Origin of the sequence: Lacticaseibacillus chiayiensis (assembly GCF_004123795.1) — a bacterium.
In the GTDB taxonomy this organism is placed as follows: Bacteria; Bacillota; Bacilli; order Lactobacillales; family Lactobacillaceae; genus Lacticaseibacillus; species Lacticaseibacillus chiayiensis.
Map to the genome: position 1 here is coordinate 13,103 of NZ_MSSM01000036.1, position 24,633 is coordinate 37,735.

Sequence of the window (24,633 nt, forward strand, 5' to 3'; positions counted from 1 at the left end):
TGATTCTTCTTTTTGTCATTAAATTGTACACTATAGATAACGCAAAAATGCTGCTTCTCATGAGGATGCCGGCGTGATGCGATGACAGAAAGGCCGTGAGAAAATGCACGAAGATCTGGGAAGTTATGTCTATGTCCAGCGGGTTTACAATGCCAATATGCGACTGGCGAATTATCAATTGCCGACAATCGCTAAAGACGGCACCGTGAAGTTCTTTGATGATGGTTTGATTAAGCTCACGATGCAGATTGCCGGTGGGCGGGTGACGAAGATAACGATTGTGACCACCGATCCGCGTTCCTCGGTGTACATGCAGGTTTTCGAAGGGTTCGAGTTCGGTTTCGGCGCGGTCAGCACATGGATCCAAAATTATGAGGAGACCACACGAACACATGAGCCATCTAAGGGGATCGTCAAAGGCATTTTGGCTGATTACGATACGAATGCGGATAATATTTTGACCGTTAGTCTGACACGGGTAGCAGGGACTGCGCCGGAGTAATTTTTAACGGCGGTATTTACTTGGAAAAGAGCAACCGTAAGCCATGAGCCACGCGAGCTTTGTTATTGAAATCAAATTGTGATCATGCTAGCTTAAAGCGTGTAGACGAACAGCTTTTAGTTTTAATCATGATCATTCGATAACGCGTTCTTTTGACACAATGAGCTAGTTGGGAAAATTGTGTTTTTTATGTGCCGCGCGAATAGTGCAGGCTTTGTCACGGGAAGGAAGAAAAAACATGAAGATAACATTTATTGGTGTTGGCGATATGGGGAGTCATATGGTCCCGCATTTGGCAAAAGCCGGTTATGATGTGGTGGTCTGGGACAAAGTAGCGACCAAGATGACCGCTTTGGCAGGCGATCATGTGCGGGCCGCAAATTCGTTGGAAGATGCGGTGACCGCGTCTAAAATTGTGATCACGTCGGTTATGTCCGCTGACGTACCGGCGTTGCATATCGGCACGCCGGAGCATCCCGGCATCGTGCATTATTTGCAGCCAGGCAGCTCGCTGCTTGTCACGTCAACGTTGGATCCGCGCAAAATTACGGCGATTCAGGCTGTGATGCCGGCAAACACCACACTGCTGGATGTGCCAATGATTGGCGGTGTGAAGTATGCCCGTGAAGCCAATCTTGTTTTGATTGCAGCCGGTGACAAGCAGGCAGTTGACGCGGTGCTTCCGGTGTTGAAAACATTCGGCACTGTCAAGTATGTCGGCGAGCAAGGCAATGGTGCCAAGCTTAAACTGATCACGAATGTTGCGATCATGGCGGCAGAGGCAGGGATTCGCGAAACGCTGGATCTTGCCGATGCGTATGGCATTGACTACGCCACGACCTTGGACTTATTACAAATGGGCCCACTTAAGCCAGTCGTCATTCGCGCTTTGGACGAAAGTAACCCGCGGCCTCTTAAAGATTCCGTCGCTGATGAAGTCGAGCTGGACAATGCGACCAAGGACTTTGTCGACTTACCAATTGCCAGCGCAGCAATGCGACGGCTGCAAAAAGCCGTTGATTCCGTTGCCGGTGAGGCGCAGTTTATTGATATTACGAATAAGAAAACGGCGTTGCCGGACGCTTCGAAAAAATGAGGCTGCACGATACAAAAATGGATCGATTCACGGCGTTAGTGGCTGTGATCGGTCTATTTTTAAGGTCAAAAGGTGTTTCACGTGGAACCAGTGCGGTCTCTCTGAATAACACAGTGGTTAGCGTTCTCGAACGGATTGTTTATTTTCTCGCGAGCAGTATACCAACAAAAGCCTCTATTTGACACAACCTCGTCAAAGTCAGACAATAACACTGCGTTATCAAAAACACAGTCTGGTTGGTAGTCCAGACGCGGCTTAGGTCGTCAGTATCCTTCCTCCTTGGATGTCCGGATTGCGTGAAAATCTTAAAGGAGGTGTTAGTTTGAAAAATCAAGGCAAGCTAACAGTTTATTTTGAACAGCCCTTTTCTCGGGGGCTATTCGAACAAGTGGTGGGTGGACACGTATCGTGTTGCCAAGGTTACTTTTGGTACGTAGGTTCCTACAGCGAATGAGTTGTTGTGTTTGATTCAACAACGATGGGGCAGCTTGCATTGGGTAGCGGCCCAAGAAAGCGTTCTTTCTGAAGTGCCACTGACGACGAACCCGAAGAGGCGCAGTCGGCAAGCGCGAAAAGAGGTTCGAGACTCCAAAAAAGGCCGAGCATCAACACTTTTGAAGTTAGAGCACAAACAGAACTTGCGGTTGAAAGAGCAACGACGAAAGCAGTTAAAAGATCCGCATGCTCGTGAAGTTCGTTTGAAGAAACAGGCCAAACGTTTGGAGAAGCATCGCGGTCATTGACAGTTGACGCTTAATCAAATCCGGATTCTACGTAAAGTTGTTTATTTACGTAGAATTTTTATTATTATCAATAGTTAAAGTTCAGTATAGGGAGCAAGAATGTTGGTAGAAAAGATTGTTAATCATCTAACCGTTACTAATCGTCAGCAGTTTAGAAAGTGGTTAGCAACTCATTATCAAGATGCTACTGAATGTTGGGTGGATGTTAAACGCGGCGTGCCCAAACCGGATGGCACTTTTTGGTATGTTGATGCTGTTGAAGAGGCCATGTGTTTTGGATGGATTGATAGTACATACAAAAAATTAGCCCCGGATCAACCGGCTTCACAAAGATTTGTTCCTAGACAAACTGGGAGTATTTGGTCGGAGCTAAATAAAGAGCGATGTCGGCGTATGATCCTTTTGGGGCGGATGACGCCAGCCGGATATGCCGTATTGCCAAATATGGATCCTAATAGTTTTAAAATTGATGCTAGCATCGTTCGTGCTCTTAAGAGACGGCCTGGTGCGTGGGCTTATTTTCAATCATGTCTGGCATTATATCAACGTGTCCGATGTGACACCATTCAAATTAAATGTCATCAGCCAAAGTTGTTTCGCCAGCGGTTGACTAAGTTTGCCAATGCGTGTCAGGCACATCGAATGATCGGTCAGTGGAATGATGGGGGAAGATTGCCTGTGTCTGATGTTTGAGCATGAAATTTGCGGTAATTTTTTAAGCATTGGTATACTTTTTAGCGTCTTTGTCAGACTACCTGACACTAAATGTTGACGCGCGTTGTGACACGCATATACTGATAACGTAAATATTGGTATATGAAAGGGAGTTCACAATGCGTATCGAGGAAGATTGTATTGGCAAGTTGGCAGTAGACGAGGATGTCTTGTACGGGATCCACACCACCCGCGCACTGGCGAATTTTCCGATTAGTCATGAACGGACCGATCCGTTGCTTTTCAAGAGCTTGATTATCATTAAAAAGGCCGCGGCTCAAGTCAATGCTGCGGCTGGGACGCTGGCGGCACCGAAAGCTAAGGCGATTGTTGCGGCGTGCAATAGTCTGCTGATGGGGGAGCACAATGACGCATTGGTTGCGCCCGCCATTCAAGGGAGTGCCGGCACATCGGTAAATATGAATGTGAACGAGGTCATTGCCAATTTGGCGAGTCACCATACAGCTAAACCTGTACACCCCAATGATGATGTCAATCAGAGCCAGTCAACAAACGATACTTATCCGACAGCCGGGAAAATGGCGGCTTTGCAGGCATTGCCATCGTTGCAACAGGCATTGACATTCTTAGTGAAATCACTGCTGACTAAAGCGGACGAATTTGCTGATGTTGTCAAAGTCGGGCGAACTCAGTTGCAAGACGCTGTTCCGACAACGTTTGGCCATACCTTTCAGGCATATGCGCACTTGTTTCAGCGCGATCAGGTGCGCCTAACTCGAGCTGCTGATGATTTGCGACATGTCAACTTAGGTGGCACCGCAATTGGTACCGGCTTAAATGCTTCGCCGTATTACCGGGAGCATATTGTTGGGCAAGTCAATCACTTGATAGATTTAAACCTTGAGCAAGCGGAAGACCTGGTTGATGCAACGCAGAATTGCGATGTTTTGGTTGCTTTTTCCGGTGCGATGAAGGGGTTGGCGACTGATTTGTCGAAGTTTGCCAACGACTTACGTTTATTGAGTAGCGGTCCTCAGGCAGGGTTGAACGAGCTTCATCTGCCGCCCAAGCAGGCGGGGTCCTCAATTATGCCAGGGAAGGTTAATCCAGTGATTCCGGAAGTAGTCAATCAAATCGCTTTTCAGGTGATTGGTCAGGATGTCACGATCAGTATGGCTGCCGAGGCAGGACAATTGGAACTAAATGCCTTCGAGCCGATTATTTTCCGCGATTTGTTGCAGGGGGAGCGGTACTTGGCGCGCGGCATCGATACGCTAACCGCCAACTGTGTGACAGGCTTAACAGTTAACCGACAGCAGTGTGCCGAAAATGTTGGGCATTCAGCGATTAGTGCCACGATTTTAAGCCCGTATCTAGGCTATGAAGCAACGACGAAACTCGTCAAAACCAGTCTTAAAAAGCATGTGGCGATTCCGGAACTGCTTAGACGCCAGCATCAGTTACCTGATACCTTGATTGCTCACCTCTTTTCACCGGATGTGATGACAAATGAAGAGCCAGTTCAGAAGGAGGCTGCTGGGAACAAGCGATAAGGTGGACGGTTCTGGGGGAGCTGGTGTTCCACATGAAACAGTCGAATTATTATTTTGAGTTTCATGTGGAACTTTGAGTGTGAGAGTCGGAGTTTCACGTGAAACACGGCCAACAAATGGTCACTGTTATTACCGAACAAATCAAAAAGGCGCTTACGGCATTTTTACCGTAAGCGTCTTTTTTATGTCGTCATAGGTAATTTCGAACAAGTATTAGCCGGCAACCTTGGTTCTGGTTGGCTGATGTTCAATAATTGGCATCCACTGCGACACAATATTTTCCGGGCTAAAATGACTGGCGCGTTCCAGGCTTTGATGAGCATAGTGTTTCCGTAATTCTGGTTGTGCTATCATTTTTTTGAGGTTGGCAATAAAGTCCGGGACATCCTGAGCCTTGGTGAGTAGACCATATTGATTGTTGCCGAGGTACTCGCGCGATCCGGTGTTTTCCATGGCGACTACGGGAAGTCCAGAGGCCATGGCCTCACCGATAACAAGCGGCATGCCTTCCCAACGTGAGGTTGAAACGAAAATGGAGGCGGCGCGATAGTGATCTCGAAGCGCTTGGTCCTTCAACGGTCCCTGATAAATGAGTTTATCGCTCACGTGGAAGTAATCAATCAAATCGTAAAAGTTTTTCATGTCTTCATCGGTACCGCCACCGGCAATAGCGATTTTCCAGTCATCAGGTAAGGAAACGGCGGCCTCCAGCAGGAAGTCGATACCTTTGTGGGCAATGGCAATGCGGCCGGTGAACGCAATTCGGTGAGCATTGAGGTCCGCCTCACCAGTTGGTACTAGGGTGAGGGGATTGTAGATTTTAATAGTGCGAGGGTTAAAGCGTTTGTACGAGTTCAAATCGCTTTCGGTCAATGTCACCAGCGTGTCGACAGCCTGAAGACCACCTTCAAACTCGGCTTGCATCTGGACGTAGTAATCTTCCATGTAAGTAGCATAGTTGTTGTGCATCCAGCCAATCAGGTTAACATCTGGCAAAGCCCGCTTAATTAACGGAGCAAAACTGGTGGTCAAGCCTGCTGGCAAAATGACGGTCTGGAAATGTTGGTCACGAATCGTAGCAATGAGATCTTCAATTTGGTCGTGATAATGATCATATGGATCACTGCCAAAAAAGTTCAGCAATTTAGGATCGGTAGGCCGACGCGCGACAAGTAAAGGTGCATCCAATTCAAAATAAGCAGGGGCGTTTGCCAAGGTGTAGAAACTAACATCATACTGCTTAACAAGATTGTTACCTAAAACCGTTGAAGCGCGCTTAACGCCATCCATCACGATGTTTTCAAGAACGATCATAACTTTCATAAGTGTTCGCCGCTAACGATCAGCGGCTCCCCCCTTTCTTCTGAGTACGTTACGAACTGACTGCAGCGTCCAGTCGAAGTGGCACGACTACTAAAAATAGTAGCGGGGTCAGAACAGCTTTCGAAGCAATATTCAAAACCGTTTATATTATCATACACGCTTTTTATTAGTAAGTGCAAGTTTTTTCGCTGGAAGGCTGACATATCAAGGGTTAACGAGTGGGGTACATATTGGAAAAGGGGGAGCCATGAGAATTCCATTAATGGCTCGTGTTTTGTTTCACGTGAAAATCAGCGTGACGTTAAGAAAACGCTTAAGTAATGCATAACTTAATTTTACAAATTGAGAAGTTTCGGCGCTTGGATTCGGATAGAAACATGACAAATAAGCTTTCCGGGAACGGCCTTGAAACAACCAAAAAGAATCAGTAGCCAATTGGGAACAGAAGACATGGATTGTTTCATTCAAAGTATTGAGGCGTTGACATGTTTTGATTAGTTTCACGTGGAACACGCAAAATAATTCATGAGGTTAATTATGTTTCACGTGAAACGCTCGCTGCGTGTAGGCGAAGAGTTGCCGGCGAAGCGCCTGCAGAGACAAGGCTAACGTCTCCGGATTTACTGTCGTTTTGCCGAAGATCATTTGCTCGTAAGCTTGGGTTAGCCTGGACATATTGGTTTGTTCGCCCAAACGTGTATCAATTATTTTGGCATACGCACTTAAGGTTTGACTGGCAGGACGATGCTGGATTCGCCGTAAGCTCCAAAGCAATAACCGATAGCGGCGTGGAAATCTGGTTGTCGTAAGGCCAATGCCGATGAGCCAAGCAACAAGTGCAGGGAGTTGCCAGAATGCAAGTATGATCAGTAACAAACTGACGATAAGGAGCGAAATAACGAGCCAAGGAACGTTGCTGAGAGACGACCGAGAATGCGTTTTCGTTGCAGACGGCGAACTAGTGGATGGTTTACGCGATACAGGGGCGGATGAACTTACACTTGATGATGATGGCGTACTATCAAAGACGCTGTTATTAGCGGATGCTGCAGGAATATTTTCTTGCGGCGTTGCGGGATCATTAAAGCCGGGCGTTGGTTCAAATGGTAGCCAACCTAAATTGGTGAAGTAAACTTCCGGCCACGAGTGAGCGTTACTGTTGCGAATCACATATTCTTTATGTTGGCCTGATCCGCCAATGAAAGTCCCGGTATTGAATCCTTTGGCCCACCGAGCAGGCAAGCCAATGCTACGACATAGCACGACCATTGCCGATGAAAAATTATCACAGTAGCCGATTGGCGCATCAAAAAGAAAGTAATCAACATAATCGTGACCGGGTGGTGTCAGCTGCGCATCAGTTTTGGAGTAGGTGAAGCGGGGGTCGGATTTGAGATAGTTTTGAATTGCAAGCACTTTTTCATACGGTGTCTGGGCCTTGGCCGTGATTTTTTCGGCAAGCTGCTTTACGCGTTTCGGCAGCGTTGATGGTAATTGTAGGTAGCGGCTGCCAACCTGCTGACGATTGCTGGTTGCTGCAGTTAATTGTGCCGACGTGATTTGTTTTGGTTGCACCTGAATATCTATGCGTTGAAATCGGGATTGATTGATTGTGCTGACGCGTCGGGTGGCGGTGTTGAGCAGAAAGTCAGTCGTGGGATCAGGTTGACCGCCAGTAAACGTCAATTGCCCATAAGGAAGCGGCAAAAATGATTTGCTTCCGTTGAAGATCAAGGTTGTACTTTGAGCTGGGCCATAGTCAACAGAAGCATTTGGATCGCGCATGATGGCCCCATCCAACGGCACGGTCTGACTTTGATTAACGCCAGGTTGCCAACCGGTGCCGGTGTATGTTGCATCAACCGCCACGCGATAGTAACTGGCTTCGGCGCTGGTGGCTGTAAAAACAGGCGTTGGATCATCATAAACCGGGCCGCCTAACACGCGACTGTTTTCCGTATATCCGGTGCGCCTGGAACCATTGATGTAAGTTTGAATGCCTGCGTAGAAACCGCGCTGATTTAAACGATCACGAAATGGAACGGATATATCGGCTAATTGTTCATTCAAGGAGGTTGATGTAGACAACCAAGCCAAGCCGAGGGTGACCCCACTGATAAGGGTGCAGCCAATTAAAAGCGGCCACCAATGATTGCCATACAGGTGCAGCATTGCCATCAAGCCGGTGAGGACTGCGAGTTGAATGAATTGGGTCGTGAGATCATTGCCGTTGAAAATATGAACGGCTAGCAGATAGCTGAGCACAATGGCAATGGCTCCGGGATAAAACCGGACGACAACTGTCAAAAGTAGGAGAAATGCCACCAAAGTAATAATCAACGTCATGCTAAGCACAGTCGGCACATCGATACCACCGACACGTAAAAACTTTGAGGTCGCTGCGGAAAATGTCCGCAGATAAGCAGTCAACCAAGAGAGGCCAAATGGCAGTTTTAACGGCACAATGGCCCAAAGTCCGCCGATCATGGCAGCAATCGTGATGATGCCCCAAAAAGGCCACCACTGCGGCCAGAATGTGGCGACGTAAAGGATGAGGCTGATGCCGATCACATAAACCACGAGCGCACGCGGGTGGCCAATCGGATTAATATCGGCAAATGGCTGCAAAAACAAAAATAAAAGCCACCATGTTAATAAGACCATGATGAATCGTTGCAACCACTTAGGCATGAACGCCACCTCCTGACAAAGAAATCAAAGCGGTAGCGGCGGGAGAGAGTGCCTGCAAAAACGGCTTTGCTGTAACTGAGTCTGTTGCTAGCACTAGATAAGCCCGATGATGTTGTGGTGAAGCCGAGTCGGATAAGGTTGCGGGATCGGCCACCCCTTCAGAATGAAAACCAGCTAGTAGCGCATCTTGTTGTCCACGGGTAATCCAGGTTAATCGCTGATCCAACAAAAGGCCGTCACCACTGAAAATGCCAGTGTCCAGCAAACTGGCAAAAAGACTCAAGGCTGATTCAAGTGGAAGCGAAGGCGTCACAACAAGCAGCAACGTCCAAGCAGTTTGGCCTTCATATTCATCATCATGAACAATCAAAGAATCAGCATGGGCGCTAATTTTCCAGGCGATTTGTTGGATATTATCACCCGGGAAATATTCGCGGAAATTTTTAATGCGATCGCTGGGTAAACCAGCGTCAGCCGCCGCCATTTTTTGTGAAAAATCCATGGCAATTTTGGCAGCAGTCTCGGGTTGGCGGACTGGGCCAACTGTTATCGGCGTTGTGAGTTGTAGAGGGAGCGTTTTGCGAAACCAGCCGAAAAAATCCGTGACAGTCACGGTGAATGGCAGCTGATCATAAACGCCACGTGGCAGTTGCAAGGTAACTTTGGCTGTGCGTTGACCAGCCAGGAGATGCCAGGTGCTGGTTTTGGTGGCGTCTAGTAAAAATAAGTTGGGTAACCATCTACCCTGTGTTAGCGTCAAATGGCGTGTTGTCGGGCGCTCGGCAATCATTGTCGTGTGATTAGGCCTGAAGCGTAAATGTCCACGTATCGGCCAGAGCAGCGGCAACACGAGCAACAGCAGAAGCATCAAAGCAAATTCACTCACAAACCAGCTGCTCGATGAATTAAACGTCATTCCGAAGCCAACAAGCAGACCGAACATGACGACAAGTGCACTATTGATAAAAAAATTTCGCCAATGCATCGTGTCACCCCCGTACTGGTGTGGCAGTGTTTTGTAGAATGTCGGTTAAAATATCGATTGGTGAGATGGTCGGATCCTTCATGATCAAGCGATGGCCAAAGACCGGGATCGTCAGGGCTTGAATATCTTCAGGGGTCACGTAATTGCGGCCATTGAGCATAGCGAAGGCTTTCGCGGCGCTCACCAACGCAATGCCGCCACGCGGACTGATGCCTAAACGAATACGTTGGTCTGTTCGGGTCGCTTCGACAAGTGCAAGAACATAATTAGCAATTGCATCGGTCACGGTAATAGTCGTGACAAGCTTTTTGCTCTCTGCTAGCGTGTCGGGATCAAGTAATGGTTTCAAAGCGGTAATCATGGTTTGGCGATCTGGACTCAGAAGCAGGCTTTTTTCGGCAGCGGCGTCGGGATAACCAAGCGATAGGCGCAACATAAATCGATCCAGTTGGGCCTCAGGCAAAGGATAGGTTCCCGCATAGTCAGTTGGATTCTCCGTGGCCATGACAAAGAAGTCGGGCGACAATGGGTAGGTACGCCCGTCGGTGGTGACGCGGCGTTCACCCATTGCTTCCAGTAAAGCAGCCTGAGTGCGTGGGGTGGCGCGATTGATTTCGTCTGCCAGTAAGATGCTGGTAAAAATCGGACCGCGCTGAAACTCAAATGCGTTCGTAGCCCGATTGAAAATAGACGTACCGAGAACATCGCTAGGCAACATATCTGGTGTGAATTGAATTCGGGAAAACGGCATTGCCAGCGTTTTAGCGATCGCCTGCACTAAGGTCGTCTTGCCAACGCCGGGAATGTCTTCAAACAAGACGTGGCCATTGGCTAGTAATGCTGTAAAAGCCAGCTTGATCGGCATCGGCTTGCCAACCACAATGGTCGCGACTTGCTGCTGCGCTGCCGAAAAGATTGATTGCGCTTCATTGATTTCCATTGTGATTCCTCCATGCCGCCATTATTCAGGAAAAAGAACCAAACAGCAAGTGTCCTGCCGTGTCGTGTTGTAAAAAATATGAGTGTATCGATTGCAGACCGGGCGACGATTGGTACGCTGCTGACGAGTAGATGTACTTTGGGGTTCGTTTTGTCACCGGGATCTTCTCGATAGCGACACATTTTCGCCTGCGGTATACTGTGACCATAACCAGTAAGCATCCAAGATGGGGGCAGGCAAATGAAGAAACGACTGAAGTATCACCTGAATGTGATTGGACAATATCTCTTGATCGGTTGGCTGATTTTCATCGTGATGACGATCCTAGTTGGCCTGTTAAGTTATATCGTCATGAAATCGAATCCGCATTTTATCCGTGGTATCATGAGCGGGTTGTCAGCTAAGTTCCCTGGGGCGACCGATAATTGGCACGCTTTCTGGGTGATTCTGCTGAACAACGAGCGGGTCACCTTCACGATGATGCTAGTGGGTATGATTCCAATTCCATTCCTATACTGGATTTCGTATGTGGTCACTTGCGCCTCAGTCGGCCTGGTTCTTGGTATCTATGCGGCGAAACTCGGACTCAGCAGTGCTTTTGGCGCGTTTGTGCTGGGTATTCTGCCACATGGAATTTTTGAAATGAGCGGGATGATCGTCGCTGTGGCGCTTGCGGCGCAAGTCAACAAGGCGCTACGCCAATCGATCAAACGGTTCTTTGCCAATCCCCAGTATGAAAAATCACCGTTGGATGCCAAAGCCATTGCGGTACAGTACTTCGGTATCGTGGTGCCAGTGATTGCTTTTGCGGCAATCATCGAAGGCTTCATTACGCCGGTACTTTTACGGTTGATCGTGCAGTGACCAGCATACAGTCGAAACGTTTCAAGACAAGAAACTCCGCCAATGCAAGCGGGGTTTTATTTTTACGAAAAAACAACTTGACTCACAAAATGTTTCTCGTGGAACACTACGACCATTCTGAGCGCAATAACGAGTAAGTGTTCACATCGAAGAAACCGCCACGAGGACTCGGATCTTCTTGGCGCAGGATCCCATCCAGATGGAAACCGGCTTTTTCGGCGACGTGGTTGCTGGCGTCGTTAGTGACGGCGGTGTTGATAATCAGCTTGTTCAGGTGATAATCGTGGAAGGCGATATCTGCAATGGCCTTGACGGATTTGTGCATCACGCCTTTGCCGCGTGCTGGTACGGTTAACCAATAACCGATATCAGCTTTTTGGTGGACGAGTTGGTCAATGGTGTTTAGGGTGATCAGTCCAACAGGAGCGTCGGCTTGGTGAATGACCAACGTCAATGACTTTTGCTCGCCGAAAGACTTTAACGCGGTTGTTAAAAAATTAATCTCATCGTCAGCAGTGAGCATTGCATCCATCCAAGTCAGATACGCAGCTAAAGTTTCACGACTGGTTTCGATTTGTTCGAATAGAAGCGGACCGTCAATTTCCGGGCGCGGCAGTGCGAGTTTAAGATCATAGTCAATTAAATAGCTAAACATCATTTCATCCCATTTTCTTATTAGTTTCTCTAAGTATAAAACAATCTTGCGTTCAGCGCGCGTAGACAAGCTCTCATAAAATCGGTAGACTTGTTACCTGTGAATGTTGACAGTGCGAGCTATTTTTGCCCACAGCACGTGATGATGACTTCACATTGAATGGTTTAGCGTTGCATTAGGATTCAACTGAGAAAGATGGTGTTTTTATGAGACGGGTTTGGAAGTGGTGTGTCGCCGGGGTAGCAGCGTTGATATTGGCGATTGGCTTGACCATGCCGGTATCAACGCAGGCGGCGAAAAAAACATATGTGATCGGCACGGATGTCACCTATGCACCGTTTGAGTTTGCAGACAAGAATAACCGCTATGTCGGGATTGATATTGATCTCATGCAGGCAGTGGCCAAGGCGGAAGGTTTCAAAGTGGATATCAAGCCACTGGGATTTAATGCCGCGGTGCAGGCGCTTGAAGCTCACCAGATTGACGGGGTCATCGCCGGCATGCAGATTACGCCGGAGCGCAAGCAGAAGTTTGCCATGAGCGATCCTTATTACAAAACTGCGGTGGCGATGGCTGTTGCAAAAAACAGCGACGTCAAAAGCCTTAAGGATCTGCGCGGCAAGCGGGTGGCTTTAAAGACCGGCACAGCCGCTGCAGATTTTGCCATGAGTCTAAAAGGCAAGTACGGCTTTCATACCGTGACATTCGATGATTCCAATAATATGTACCAGGACGTGATCACAGGGAACTCGGTGGCTTGTTTTGATGACAAGCCGGTATTGCAATACGCTATTGCGACCGGGTTGAAGCTGAAGCTTGCCGGTCCTGAAAGCAAAGCGAGCTATTACGGCTTTGCCACGCAAAAAGGGCGCAGTGACAAACTGGATCAGCGATTTAATGCCGGCTTGAAAAAAGTGAAGGCTGACGGCACCTATGCCAAAATTATCGCGAAATATTTAGGTAACGGGACGCAAGCGGCCCAAAAAGAGACCAGCGCCAAAACACAGGATACGGATCGCAGTTTTCTCGGTTTGTTACGTGAAAACTGGGGTACCTTGATGAATGGGCTGCGGGAAACGATGGTTGTGACCTTAGTGGCCATCATCTTTGCAACGATTGTCGGTATTCTCGTTGGACTCCTTGGTGTTTTACCGAATCGCTTCGCCCGGGGAGTTGCCACGACGTTTATTTACATTTTTCGTGGATTGCCGCTGTTGGTGTTGGCACTGTTCATCTACACAGGTATACCAAGTTTGATCGGTTCAAAGATTCCGGCATTTGTCGCCGGCATTATCACGTTGACGCTAAATGAAGGTGCATACACGGCAGCTTTTGTAAAAGGCGGCATTCAAGCAGTCGATGCCGGGCAAATGGAGGCAGCGCGCAGTCTGGGCTTGCCGTTTGGGAAAGCTATGATGAAAGTGATTCTGCCACAAGGAATTAGAATTATGATTCCAAGTTTCATCAATCAGTTCATTATCACGTTAAAAGACACCTCGATTCTGTCGATTATCGGCATCTTGGAGTTGACTCAAACTGGGAAAATTATTATTGCGCGTAACATGGAAGGCTTTAAAATCTGGACCATGGTCGCGCTCATTTACTTGATTATTATCACACTCCTGACCTGGCTCAGTAACTGGGTACAACGGCGTATGAAGGTCTAGTCCGGTCGCGTAAAATAATGTGACAAATGTCAGAAAAGTTAACATCAACGCTGGACAGTCGCTATTCCATTCCGCTAGCATAAACAGTAGATTTAAAATCGACCAAAATGCGAGGAGATGAGCTGCGCTTAGCCGCGTGCTTGAAGAAGCGTGGTTGAAACAAACTCGTGTCACGATTCGACAAGACACGGGCTTAGCGCACAACCAGTTGTCCTGCAACTGGCGCATGCAATAACGGCCTAATGGGCTTGTAATCATTAGAAAGCGTGGTGTTTGGGTTGAAGCGAAAGTGGCTGCTAAGTTTGCTGATCGCCTTGCCTTTAATGCTTGGGGCACTACTCCCTGGCAAGACGGTGGCGGCAGCACAGAAGACGTATACGATAGGGACGGATGTCACCTTTGCACCGTTTGAGTTTGCGAACCAGGATAATAAGTATGTGGGGATTGACCTTGATCTCATCAAGGCGATTGCCAAGGAAGAAGGGTTCAAGGTCGAGATCAAACCGTTGGGATTCAACGCAGCGGTTCAGGCACTTGAAGCTAGGCAAATCGATGGCGTGATCGCTGGTATGTCAATCACGCCAGAGCGAAAACAGAAGTTTCTGATGAGCGATCCGTATTATAAGTCCGGCGTTGTGATGGCCGTGGCTAAGAAAAGTTCGATCAAATCATTGAAGGATTTACGCGGCAAACGGGTTGCCATCAAAACCGGTACGGACTCAGCGGATTATGCCAACAGCATCAAACAAAAGTACGGCTTTTCAACCGTTACTTTTGATGACTCCAATAACATGTATCAAGATGTGACGACTGGTAACTCGGCGGCCTGTTTTGAGGATCAGCCGGTGATGCAATATGGCATTAATAATGGCATGGCGCTAAAGATTGTCGGTAAACCGGCGCGTGAAGGGGCCTATGGTTTTGCCACTTCTAAGAACAATCAGGCATTGATGAATAAGTTCAACATCGGTCTTAAGAAACTGCGGGCCAATGGTCAATACGACAAGATCATCGAACGTTATTTAGGCAACGGCAGTGCAAAATCACAAAAAGCTGCTGCCGGTAACAGTCAAACAACTGACCGCTCGTTCATCGGGTTGTTAAAAGCCAATTGGTCAACCTTGATGGGTGGCTTGCGTGAGACCATGGTGTTGACAATTGTTGCGATCTTCTTTGCGACATTGGTCGGAATTCTGGTCGGACTCTTAGGGGTTATTCCGAACAAGTTATGCCAAGGCACGGCAACAACGTTTATTTACATTTTCCGTGGTTTACCACTCATGGTCCTAGCCTTGTTTATCTATACTGGGGTGCCGAGTCTGATCGGGTCAAAAGTTCCAGCATTCATCGCCGGCATCGTGACATTGACGCTTAATGAAGGGGCCTATACAGCGGCCTTCGTTAAAGGCGGCATCCAAGCGGTTGATCCCGGGCAAATGGAAGCCGCGCGCAGCTTAGGGCTGCCATTTGGGAAAGCCATGCGCAAGGTCATCCTGCCACAAGGTATTAAGATCATGATCCCAAGTTTCATCAATCAGTTTATTATTACGTTGAAGGATACCTCCATCCTGTCGATCATCGGTCTTTTAGAGTTGACCCAAACCGGGAAGATCATTATTGCCCGGAACATGGAAGGCTTTAAGATCTGGACCATGGTGGCATTGATTTACTTAATTATTATTACGCTATTAACCTGGCTAAGTAACTGGGTTCAGAAGAAGGTGAAAGCATGAGTCAGTATCGAGTAGAAATGAAAAATGTCCACAAAAGCTTCGGCGATAACGATGTGGTCAAAGGCGTCAATCTGAATGTTGCCAACAATGAAGTCGTCGTCATGATCGGCGCTTCCGGTGCCGGTAAAAGTACCGTTTTGCGCATGATTAACGGTTTGGAAACCGTCACGAGCGGCGAAATCCTTATTGATGGCGAGGATATTGCCCATAAAGGCACTGATATCAATAAGGTACGTGAAAAGATAGGCATGGTGTTCCAGCATTTTAATCTTTTCCCGAATATGTCGGTGATGGGGAACATTACCTTGGCACCGACTGAGCTGGGCATTGCCAGCAAAGACGAAGCGGTCAAGCAGGCCAAGGAAATGCTAGAAGTGGTTGGTCTGACAGACAAGGCGGATGCGATGCCGGCGCAGCTTTCCGGCGGGCAGCAACAACGTGTCGCCATCGCGCGGGCCTTGGCCATGCATCCGGATATCATGTTGTTTGACGAACCGACCAGTGCGTTGGATCCGGAAATGGTCGGGGATGTTCTGGGGGTTATGCGCCGTCTTGCAAAGCAAGGGATGACCATGGTGATCGTGACCCACGAAATGGGCTTTGCCAAAGAAGTTGCCGATCGTGTCGTCTTCTTTGACAACGGCACCATCCTTGAACAAGGCAAGCCTAAAGATATCTTTGAGCATCCAAAAGAAGAGCGAACCAAGAACTTCTTGAATAAGGTCTTGAATGCTTAAAGGTTAGTGTTACGGCAAGGCTTTGCCGTAACACGACAAAAACGGTTCAGTGAGACAAAGTTGTCTCTGCTGAACCTTTTTTTTGATTGGTAATTTCGAACATTTCCCGGGAAATAGTTGGCGCCGAGTTGCAATGTTTTCCCAGTCACGCTTGGGTATGTTAATCGTCTTGTCCCTGATACTCCGGCACGCCATGGTCGAGAATGCGATCCATGACTGCTGCCACGCTGCCGGCATAGGCCATACCAAACTTGTCGAGGTGCACCATTAAGTAATACAACCGGTAAAAGTCGAGTCGAAATGGGTAGCCAGGATCGAGTGGGTAGGTTTCTTGGTAGCCAGCGTAGAATTCTTGCGTGAAGCCGCCGAAGACAGTGGTGACGCCGATGTCGAGTTCGCGGTCGCCGTAGACTGCTGCTGGATCGATAAGTGCCGGTTGACCGTCTGCTGTGAACATATAGTTGCCACCCCATAAGTCGCCATGGAGTAAGGATGCTTCGCTGTGATGCTGACTGAGGGTTTTGCTGATAATGATGCGAACCTGGTCAAACGTTGCTTGATCGTCGGCTTGCCACAGTCCCTTTTTCAGCAGATGAGCGGCCAGTTTATCGAGCCGTTGGTGAATGAACAAGTCCGCCCACGAATTGGTCCAATCATTGGAAAATGATACGCTTGTGCCGGCGTAAGGGTAGTCGAAACCGAAGCGGCCAGTGGGCTCGTGATGCTGATGCAAGTGGGCGACAAGCCGCCCGAGCTCACGTTGCGAGCCGTGGCCACTAGTCAAGAAGCTTAGCAACAGATAACCGTCGCCTTCAATGCTGCCATTAGCGATCACGCGTGGCGCTAACACCTGGGCGGCTTCAAAGGCTTTTAAGCCGGCAATTTCACCGGCATAAAAGCTGGCGGGGTAGCCAGGTTGAACGAGCAGAAAGTAAGGCTTTTCGGTGGTGTTGACCCGATAAGCTTCGTTGACATCGCCCCCGCCAACCGGGGTTATCGAGGTGATATGATCTAACGGTAATTGTTTGGTCCAAGCTGATGTAAGCATGCAGGTATCTCTCCTCTCACAGGCATCTCCATCGGCCAGCGGTGGAAAAGGATCGATAAACAATGGTTTTTTAACGCCAGAAGATGCCCCTAGTGCCACATTAAAACATTTTCGCCGCTAATGACAATGATTCAATCATGCAGCAGGTGATAAACGAATCGCTGCGGGTCGTCTAAGAAGCTGCGAAGAAAGGTGATGTGTTCGATCTGGTCGTATTGAATGGGAGCAAGCGTGTCACCCAAAGCCAGTAGCTGCGCATCGGGATAGGCCATTAAAATAGGCGAGTGGGTGCTGATGATGAATTGGGCTCCAGCCGTGACCGCTTCATGAATCAATGCTAACAAACTCAATTGATTTCCCGGGGTCAATGGCGATTCCGGTTCGTCCAGCAAATACAAGGCGTTGGCGTGTAAGCGGGCGCGAAATAAAGCGAGAAAGGCTTGCCCGTGTGATAAGGTGTCTAAGTTGACTTTATAAAGGTGATGGATTTCAGCGAGTGTATTTAGATAAGGCAGTCGTTCCAGACTTTTTGGTGCCAAGTGTTCGAGCTGAGCCTGAGCATATTTGATGCGGCCGCGGGTGGCGCGAATGAATGAAATGAAATCGTCGGGCGGAATAAAAAGCCAGACTTGGTGCGATAAGTCCACGTTAACTTGAGCTGGTGTGCCAATGCCCGACTATTGGCGTATTCAGCATCGTCTTCGAGGGACGCGCCGCTCATCAGGATGGCGTTGTAGTTGGCGGCAATTGCGTTTAGCAACGTTGACTTTCCGCTGCCATTATCGCCGGTCAAAATGGTCACCGGTTGCGTCAGCCTTAGTTCATGGAAATGAGCTTGCCAAGGCAGATTAAATGGATAGGATGTTGTCTGGCGTGGCGGTGTATATTGAATTTTATTGAGTAGCATGGCAGCACTCCTAATCTCATGTACCTAGATTATGGCAGCGGCTGATACCAACTTAAAATTTGCTTGGCTAAATCAGCCTTCATGTAGCGGGACGTAATCGTTTGATCGCTATTGCCTTTCCGCACATGAATGCTCAAGTGAGCGATGCCGCGCGGTTTCATCCAGATTGATTGCGCTAATGTCATTGCCTGGATGTCTTTTTTTCGGACATAGTAGCGCTGCCGGGTCCAGACTTCGCCGACTTGGATGACGAGTTGATCCGGTGGCGCAATGGTGATCGCAGCGGTTGTTGCGGCGTACTGGCCTTGGAGTGCCATGATGATCAGCCATAGCCCGCCAACCGGCAGCAACCATACCCACCAGCTAACCTGTAACCACAAAACGCTGGCAAAAATAATCGGTGCGACAATAAGCGCGAGATTACCTAATACCATATTGCGAACATAATACCAGCGATTTCGTACCGGAATCGGCTGCAAATCCGGAATTACTGCCGGCAACCAGCTAATGAACTTGCGCATGTCGGTCATGGCCGAGCGCTGCCGGATCACCGGCATTAAAACTAAGTCATTACTTTGCTCGTCATCAGCTGCACCCGAAGCCAGTAGTGCCTGAACGGTGGTGAGATGAAACCACTGGCGGAGAATGCTTTGTTTAAACCGAATGGCCTGGACGCGGGATAGGCGGGCACTGACCGTGTTGGTTTGGAAAAAGCCGCGACTGGTGCGCAGTTCGTTGCCGGTACGATCGAGGGTGAAGTGATAATATTTTTGGATAATGTTCAGATAAGAGATCGCAAAACCCAACACTAAAACGATGATGCTTAAGCCGATCAAAAGATAAATGGCTAACCCCGTAATGGCGTGTTCAGCTTGCTGGTACCAGCTATCGGGCAGGTATTCCTGGGCTTTGTTAAGTACCCAAAGCATTCCGGTGATGAAGGGGATGAAACCGAGTGATGTGAGCGCATATTGATTTAGGTCGTGGGAATTGATTTTGTAGGCAGCATCCGGTTCAGGTTCTGCGTTGATGACGCGTGTCTGGGTGGCAGCGTCAGCATCAGCCGTTTCAGCGGCCGGAGATGTTGCCGCTTCCGTGCCAATTCCTTGGCGATAACGATTGATCGTGTCAGCAACGGCTGTCGGTACAGCTGCCAGTTGGCCTTCCGCTTTTCTGGTTTCTTTTCCGGCGGTTTCGATGGAGACCTGTTCCAGACCCAGCGGCTTCAGGAAGAACCATTGTTGGCGTTGAACGGTTTGGATGCGATCATATGGAATATGGTTGGTCTTGCGGATGAAAACGCCACTGCGAATAGTCAAGCCATCTGGCGCCACTGCATAGGTGAAGCGCAAATAACGCAGAATTGACCACCCCAGCGTTAAGACAATGACCATAAGAATCAAGCCTAGCCAAAACAGAAATTCTTTAAAACTCTTTTTGGAGCCGAACACCGAAAAAAAGCCGCCAACAAATATCGGCCACAAAGCGATAACGTTTTTAACCCATAGTATTAGTAACGCGATAGGAGAAAGGCGGTGCGGTTGGTCATTCATCGCGCGCCTCCTGTGCCAGCTTCAAAATCCGGGTCCGCAGTTGATCGGCAACGGATGCTGTCACGCCATCAATGACGTGAGCTGTGCTGGCAGTTTCAATGTTGACCTGTTGCAGTTGCTGCCATCGGAGAAGCGGCCCTTGTTCCAACGTCACATTTTGAATGCGGGTAATCGGGATCGCTTCATTTTTGCGGAAGAAGAACCCTTTTTGCAGGAACACTGCAGTCGGCGTGATGTTGTAGCGCAAGAATCGATATCGATAAGGCACGAGTGCCAGACGGACGATTAGTTGCAGCACCGTTAGCCCGATGACGCCGAGACCCAGCCATGAAGGCCAGTGCCAAAAATGACTGGCGGCGAGCAAAAGTAAGCCGCCGATAAGGAAGATGACGCTCCATATTAAGGCGTTAAACCGCCAGACAGTTTGAATGTTGGCCGGCAACGCCTGTCCTGTTTCGTTCATGTCTTCGCCTCCGTTTTCGTCAGGATAGCAGAAAATAGCGCGAAACGAAACTGTTGCTGTCATAAAAATGAACTTATCATGCTGCTTTTGTCGTGTGCCTGCGATTCAAGGCGCCACGGCATTTTGAAATGGTCAATAAAAGCCCGCCTGTCTCTTTCAGCGGTGGTTGCTGGCGGACAGGCGGGCTTGTTAAAATGAAGCATATGAGCAGGCGGTGATGAAGTTTCAAACAGTCGGCGCATAAATAAATTCGATTAACTGTTTTTTCATCGCAACGTTAATGCCATTGATGGGTTGCTCGAGAATTTTCTGATATTCTTCGAGAACATCGTATGGCAGTGGCGTAAGGAGGTTGAGATCGTCAATGACATCACTGACGCGGTCGGTGGTACTGAGATCAACGAAAATATCGATCTTGTTGAGGCAGTCGATTAATAAATCGGTCATGCCGGCATCAGGCTTGCCGCTTTGGTCGGTGACGACCACCTGCAAGTGATTGACTTGCGCATGATCGATCTGGATAAACTTTAAAGCCGAATAGATATTCATTGGCACACCTCGTCTTAACTGACAGAATAACATCGTGGTTCATTAAACCAATTTTAGGCATTTCGTTAAACTTTTACAAGCTGGTTGTATCCTGTAGTAATCCGTTTCATAATGTGGGCGACAAGGATTATTTTACTTGTGGGGGTGAAATATGGAGCTTAATATATCTGCCCAGGCAGCAGCTCGACTGGCGCCGCTTTTACACGCAGATCGGGTGTTGGTTTTGGATTTAAATGACGGTATCGGGCCATACTCGCGACAGTATCATGATACATCTCAAGCTAAATTCAGTCTCCTGATATTGCCACGCCGTAATGTGCCGGATATATTTGATGCGCACCTTGATTCCCCAGTAGGACCGGTTTTAATCAAAAGCTATGCGGCCGGATTTTTCGATTCGAAAACTGAGTTAACCGTTAGCGGTGATGAGTTTACGCTTTTGCGCGGGAAGCCACGACTCAATCCGAAGGTCCCGCTCAAGTTTGTGTAATAACACAGGCTTTTCTGTTATGATATTCCCAGCAACTGTATGAGGCAAGCACAGTTAAGGAGGAATTGTCTGTGGACCGGACATCACTAAAGAATCAGGCCAAGGCGGAATTGAATCCCAACTTTAGCTATTATCTGCGTATTAGTTTACCGGCGTTACTATTGATGGCCTTCGCGACGCTTGTGCCGTTTTCTACCGTACATGAAGTACATCACGGGGAATGGCATACCTTGTTGCGAGGAGATATATTCACGGTCACAGGCGGGCGGGTGAATGAATATTGGCAGATGTGGCAGTCAATTGTTATCTTTTTGAGCCTGTTGGGCGTGTTGCTGATGATTGGCGTCATATTTGCTATGATGGACGGTCTTCGCGGCCAGTCGGATTACCAGTTCAGTTGGTTGCAGATGTTCAAGATTTTTGAGCGCGGTGAATATTTTCTAGGCAGTTTGTTGATCGGTCTGTTGCAATGGCTCTGGGTTTTTCTGTGGATGTTCTTGCTGATTGTCCCGGGAATTGTTAAGGCGATGGCATATTCACAGGCGCAGTGGATTTATCGGGATGCAATTGATAGCGGCCAACCGATCGGCTATACCGAAGCAATCAAGCGCAGCCGGGAGTTGATGTATGGCCATAAGTGGGATTTCTTTGTGTTGCTGCTCAGCTTTTTGGGCTGGTGGTTGCTGGAGTTGATCACGATGGGACTGGCTTCTATCTGGGTCATCCCGTACCGCAGTATGACATTGGCGAATTTCTATCTTAAATTAACGGAAGAGCAAGCTTAATACCGCAGTAAATGCAAAAAGAAAGCAAAATCGGCTTTCTTTTTTTCTGGAAAAGATACCGCTGGCGGTCAGTATTGGTATACTGTAGATAGTTTTAAAGGCATGTACTAGCAGCCGGACGGGATCGGCGTTTTGCGGGTCTTGTCCATTGTGCAACGACGTCATAATGCGCTCACAACTTAATAATGGGGGACTTACTTATGAAGAGACGTTGGTTACTTGGTGTGACGACTGCATTGATGGTCTTGTTGCTGACCGCATGCAGCAGTGGCAGTTCTGCGCAGAAAACTTCCAAGGGTCCGGTCACGATTACCTTCTGGCACCGGATGACCGGTAACTATAATAAAGCGTTGGAAGGGTATATCAAGACGTTTAACAGTAGTCAAAAGCAATACAAAATCGTCGCAACATCGCAGGGTTCGTATGACAATCTGCAGAAGAAGTACTTGGCATCGGCGAAGTCCAAAACCTTACCGACGATTGGGCAGGTGACGGATACGATTATTCCGGAATACGTCCATGATGGAATGCTGGTCAACATTGATAAGCAGGTGAAGGCACAGTTTTCCGCCGCCGAGTTGAAGTCAATTTATCCCGGCATTGCCACGAATCTGAAATATCATGGTGATTATTATCAGATTCCGTTTGCCACCGGGACGCGACTGATGTTTTATAACAAGGATATCTTGGATAAATATCATCTCACTGTGCCGAAGACTTGGGAAGAGCTTACCAAAATCGGGCAACAACTCAAAGGTGATGGTATTACTGGGGTCGCGTTTAATAGGAGTTACGATTTTGAGTTTGAAACGTTGGCTTACGATGCCGGCAATCGGTTGATTACACCGCAATACAAAGCGAAGATCGATACCCCAGCTAGCATCAAGGCCATGACGGCGATTACCAGCATGTTGCGGGATAAAACTGCTGTCACCGCAGGACTGGATAATTATTTTAATGTGCCATTTGTTCAAGGTAAAATTTTTGCCGGCTTCGGCTCTAGCGCCACGATCCAGCAGATTGCATCAACGGCACCTAAGAGCATGCATTGGGGAACCGCTGTGATGCCGAGTTTCGATGGTAAATCGAGTTCGGTTCTAGGTAACAATGGTATTTCTGTTTTCAAGGGTGCCTCCGCAGATCAAATCAAAGGCGCGGTTAAGTTCATGAAGTTTCTGATGAGTGCCAAGATTCAGACTCAGTGGGCCAAAGCCAGCGGGTATGTGCCGGTTGTGTCGACCGCCACAAAGTCAAGCGACTATCAAGCCTATTTAAAAGCCAATCCGAACTATCAGGCTGCTGTTGATGCTTATGACAATGCGTTCTCCTCAACGCCATTCATCGGCTATAACACTTATCGTAACAACCTGCTGGATGCCGTTGACCAGACCGTTTCCGAAAAGGCCGAGCCTAAGACTGTCCTTTCTAAGTTACAAAAGCAAACTGAAACGATTTTGAAAGATAATCGTTAGTGAATCAAAAGAAAGCGAGCCCGTCTATGGCGACATTCAAATCGATTTTAAAACGAACCCTTATTTACACCGTACTGGTACTGGGGTTAGCGGTGTTAATGACGTTTGGCTATGTCGGCTATCAAGACGTCACCGCCGGAAAAGGTTACCTCGCTTGGCGCTACCTTTTGCTAACGGCAGAATCCGTGGTCGGCGGCTTCTTCCTGTTCTTCATCGTGGTGAGTCTGGACACATGGCACGAGCATCGGGAAAAGAAGCGGGAGCAGAAGTCGAAGAAGTAAAACAGCAACTTTGAAGGATGCTGTGGTGGTGCCAAAGAGCTAGCATGTCACGTGGTTCAGAGATTAACCAATCAATTGTACAAAAATACGGGTCAAGAGCGTAAAACCTTCTCTTGGCCCGTATTTTTATTGCCTGTTTGTGACCTGAATCGGTTAAACCCGATTCAAGTAACGCTTCAGGAATTCTTTGGTAGCTGTTTGTTGGGGATTACCGAAGATTTGATCCGGCGTACCGGACTCGGCAATAATGCCGTTGTTCATGAAGATGACGCGGTCGGAAACATCGCGGGCGAAGGCCATTTCGTGAGTGACGATGATCATGGTCAGGCCGGTGTGGGCCAGGGCTGTCATCGTGTTCAGGACATCATCGACCATTTCCGGATCCAGCGCACTGGTTGGTTCATCGAACAGGAGTACTTCAGGATCCATTGCTTCAGCACGGGCAATGGCGACCCGCTGTTCTTGCCCACCGGAGAGTTGATCCGGTTTGGCGGCAATGAAGGGATCCATGCCGACTTGTTTCAACAGTTCCAAAGCATGAGTTTTGGCAGCGGCAGCGTCACGTTTTAACACGGTTTGCTGTGGGACCATCACGTTTTGCAAGACGGTCATATTGTTGAATAAGTTGAAGCTCTGGAACACCATGCCGACTTTGGCGCGATAGGTGCTTAACTTCACGTCTTCGCCTAAGATGCTTTTGCCGTGAAAAAGAATATCGCCGCCAGTTGGAGTTTCTAAAAGGTTGATGTTGCGCAGCAGGGTCGACTTTCCGGAGCCGCTGCGGCCAATGATTGAAACAACCTCGCCGGCCTGAACGTTGAAATTGATGTCGGTCAGGACTTCGTGGTTCCCAAAACTCTTTTTGAGATTTTTAACTTGAATTAAAGGTTCGTCTGCCATGCGTTAGTCCTCCTTTAAAAA

The 24,633-nt window shown here is 48.3% G+C and carries 22 protein-coding genes and 2 pseudogenes; 13 read left to right on the forward strand and 11 right to left on the reverse strand.

The window, feature by feature from the left end; translation table 11 throughout:
- The first annotated feature begins 103 nt into the window (after nucleotides 1-103).
- The 5 genes and pseudogenes from BVJ53_RS12770 to BVJ53_RS12790 all read left to right on the forward strand — a co-directional run bounded on the left by BVJ53_RS12770 (nucleotide 104) and on the right by BVJ53_RS12790 (nucleotide 4,569).
- Complete coding sequence (locus BVJ53_RS12770) at nucleotides 104-502, forward strand: hypothetical protein (protein WP_167470206.1); 399 nt, start codon at nucleotides 104-106, stop codon at nucleotides 500-502.
- Between the two features lie 238 nt (nucleotides 503-740).
- The gene (locus BVJ53_RS12775; protein WP_129302735.1) at nucleotides 741-1,598 is read left to right on the forward strand and encodes an NAD(P)-dependent oxidoreductase; all 858 of its coding nucleotides are present in this window, start codon (nucleotides 741-743) and stop codon (nucleotides 1,596-1,598) included.
- Between the two features lie 322 nt (nucleotides 1,599-1,920).
- A pseudogene (locus BVJ53_RS12780) lies at nucleotides 1,921-2,341 on the forward strand (YjdF family protein).
- Between the two features lie 102 nt (nucleotides 2,342-2,443).
- Nucleotides 2,444-3,034: a YdeI/OmpD-associated family protein gene (locus tag BVJ53_RS12785; RefSeq protein ID WP_129302770.1), complete on the forward strand. Its 591-nt coding sequence runs from the start codon at nucleotides 2,444-2,446 to the stop codon at nucleotides 3,032-3,034.
- Nucleotides 3,035-3,174: 140 nt separating this feature from the next.
- Nucleotides 3,175-4,569 carry an aspartate ammonia-lyase gene (locus tag BVJ53_RS12790; RefSeq protein WP_129302736.1) on the forward strand — a complete coding sequence of 465 codons (1,395 nt, stop codon included), beginning with the start codon at nucleotides 3,175-3,177 and terminating at the stop codon, nucleotides 4,567-4,569.
- 213 nt (nucleotides 4,570-4,782) lie between these two features.
- On the opposite strand, the gene BVJ53_RS12795 is transcribed toward BVJ53_RS12790, so the two are convergent.
- The 4 genes from BVJ53_RS12795 to BVJ53_RS12810 form a co-directional block, all read right to left on the reverse strand.
- Entirely contained in the window at nucleotides 4,783-5,892 is a 1,110-nt protein-coding gene (locus tag BVJ53_RS12795; protein ID WP_129302737.1) for a glycosyltransferase family 4 protein, read from the reverse strand.
- Nucleotides 5,893-6,423: 531 nt separating this feature from the next.
- Nucleotides 6,424-8,583: a transglutaminase TgpA family protein gene (locus BVJ53_RS12800; RefSeq protein WP_129302738.1), complete on the reverse strand. Its 2,160-nt coding sequence runs from the start codon at nucleotides 8,581-8,583 to the stop codon at nucleotides 6,424-6,426.
- Nucleotides 8,576-9,568 (reverse strand): DUF58 domain-containing protein, encoded by a 993-nt coding sequence (locus BVJ53_RS12805; RefSeq protein ID WP_129302739.1) that lies wholly within the window; start codon nucleotides 9,566-9,568, stop codon nucleotides 8,576-8,578. Before BVJ53_RS12805 ends, BVJ53_RS12800 begins: the two co-directional genes overlap by 8 nt.
- Nucleotides 9,569-9,572: 4 nt before the next feature.
- Complete coding sequence (locus BVJ53_RS12810; protein WP_129302740.1) at nucleotides 9,573-10,508, reverse strand: AAA family ATPase; 936 nt, start codon at nucleotides 10,506-10,508, stop codon at nucleotides 9,573-9,575.
- A gap of 240 nt (nucleotides 10,509-10,748) precedes the next feature.
- Between BVJ53_RS12810 and BVJ53_RS12815 the strand changes: the two genes are divergently transcribed.
- Entirely contained in the window at nucleotides 10,749-11,372 is a 624-nt protein-coding gene (locus BVJ53_RS12815) for a stage II sporulation protein M (RefSeq protein WP_129302741.1), read from the forward strand.
- Nucleotides 11,373-11,478: 106 nt separating this feature from the next.
- Here BVJ53_RS12815 and BVJ53_RS12820 read toward each other — a convergent pair whose 3' ends face one another.
- A complete protein-coding gene (locus tag BVJ53_RS12820; protein WP_129302771.1) occupies nucleotides 11,479-12,027 on the reverse strand; it encodes a GNAT family N-acetyltransferase in 549 nt (182 codons plus the stop codon).
- A gap of 206 nt (nucleotides 12,028-12,233) precedes the next feature.
- Here BVJ53_RS12820 and BVJ53_RS12825 point away from each other — a divergent pair, with 206 nt between their 5' ends.
- The 3 genes from BVJ53_RS12825 (at nucleotide 12,234) to BVJ53_RS12835 (ending at nucleotide 16,164) form a co-directional block, all read left to right on the forward strand.
- Nucleotides 12,234-13,694, forward strand: coding sequence for an amino acid ABC transporter substrate-binding protein/permease (locus BVJ53_RS12825; protein WP_129302742.1), 1,461 nt, complete (start codon nucleotides 12,234-12,236; stop codon nucleotides 13,692-13,694).
- Nucleotides 13,695-13,972: 278 nt separating this feature from the next.
- Nucleotides 13,973-15,427: an amino acid ABC transporter substrate-binding protein/permease gene (locus BVJ53_RS12830; protein ID WP_129302743.1), complete on the forward strand. Its 1,455-nt coding sequence runs from the start codon at nucleotides 13,973-13,975 to the stop codon at nucleotides 15,425-15,427.
- The gene (locus BVJ53_RS12835) at nucleotides 15,424-16,164 is read left to right on the forward strand and encodes an amino acid ABC transporter ATP-binding protein (RefSeq protein ID WP_129302744.1); all 741 of its coding nucleotides are present in this window, start codon (nucleotides 15,424-15,426) and stop codon (nucleotides 16,162-16,164) included. The genes BVJ53_RS12830 and BVJ53_RS12835 overlap by 4 nt, the downstream gene beginning before the upstream one ends.
- A 160-nt stretch (nucleotides 16,165-16,324) precedes the next feature.
- On the opposite strand, the gene BVJ53_RS12840 is transcribed toward BVJ53_RS12835, so the two are convergent.
- The 5 genes and pseudogenes from BVJ53_RS12840 to BVJ53_RS12860 all read right to left on the reverse strand — a co-directional run bounded on the left by BVJ53_RS12840 (nucleotide 16,325) and on the right by BVJ53_RS12860 (nucleotide 20,684).
- Nucleotides 16,325-17,212: a fructosamine kinase family protein gene (locus BVJ53_RS12840; protein WP_129302745.1), complete on the reverse strand. Its 888-nt coding sequence runs from the start codon at nucleotides 17,210-17,212 to the stop codon at nucleotides 16,325-16,327.
- A gap of 131 nt (nucleotides 17,213-17,343) precedes the next feature.
- Nucleotides 17,344-18,119: pseudogene (locus BVJ53_RS12845) on the reverse strand (AAA family ATPase).
- Nucleotides 18,120-18,148: 29 nt separating this feature from the next.
- On the reverse strand, nucleotides 18,149-19,672 hold the full coding sequence (locus tag BVJ53_RS12850; protein WP_129302746.1) for a PH domain-containing protein: 1,524 nt from the start codon (nucleotides 19,670-19,672) through the stop codon (nucleotides 18,149-18,151).
- Nucleotides 19,665-20,135 (reverse strand): PH domain-containing protein, encoded by a 471-nt coding sequence (locus BVJ53_RS12855; RefSeq protein WP_129302747.1) that lies wholly within the window; start codon nucleotides 20,133-20,135, stop codon nucleotides 19,665-19,667. The genes BVJ53_RS12850 and BVJ53_RS12855 overlap by 8 nt, the downstream gene beginning before the upstream one ends.
- 225 nt (nucleotides 20,136-20,360) lie before the next feature.
- Complete coding sequence (locus BVJ53_RS12860; protein WP_010490443.1) at nucleotides 20,361-20,684, reverse strand: hypothetical protein; 324 nt, start codon at nucleotides 20,682-20,684, stop codon at nucleotides 20,361-20,363.
- 151 nt (nucleotides 20,685-20,835) lie between these two features.
- Between BVJ53_RS12860 and BVJ53_RS12865 the strand changes: the two genes are divergently transcribed.
- The 4 genes from BVJ53_RS12865 (at nucleotide 20,836) to BVJ53_RS12880 (ending at nucleotide 23,712) form a co-directional block, all read left to right on the forward strand.
- A complete protein-coding gene (locus BVJ53_RS12865; protein ID WP_129302748.1) occupies nucleotides 20,836-21,174 on the forward strand; it encodes an iron-sulfur cluster biosynthesis family protein in 339 nt (112 codons plus the stop codon).
- Between the two features lie 71 nt (nucleotides 21,175-21,245).
- Complete coding sequence (locus BVJ53_RS12870) at nucleotides 21,246-21,959, forward strand: DUF975 family protein (protein ID WP_129302749.1); 714 nt, start codon at nucleotides 21,246-21,248, stop codon at nucleotides 21,957-21,959.
- A gap of 200 nt (nucleotides 21,960-22,159) precedes the next feature.
- The gene (locus BVJ53_RS12875) at nucleotides 22,160-23,431 is read left to right on the forward strand and encodes an ABC transporter substrate-binding protein (RefSeq protein ID WP_129302750.1); all 1,272 of its coding nucleotides are present in this window, start codon (nucleotides 22,160-22,162) and stop codon (nucleotides 23,429-23,431) included.
- 26 nt (nucleotides 23,432-23,457) lie between these two features.
- Nucleotides 23,458-23,712 carry a hypothetical protein gene (locus BVJ53_RS12880; protein WP_129302751.1) on the forward strand — a complete coding sequence of 85 codons (255 nt, stop codon included), beginning with the start codon at nucleotides 23,458-23,460 and terminating at the stop codon, nucleotides 23,710-23,712.
- Between the two features lie 153 nt (nucleotides 23,713-23,865).
- Here BVJ53_RS12880 and BVJ53_RS12885 read toward each other — a convergent pair whose 3' ends face one another.
- A complete protein-coding gene (locus BVJ53_RS12885) occupies nucleotides 23,866-24,612 on the reverse strand; it encodes an amino acid ABC transporter ATP-binding protein (RefSeq protein WP_129302752.1) in 747 nt (248 codons plus the stop codon).
- Between the last annotated feature and the right edge of the window lie 21 nt (nucleotides 24,613-24,633).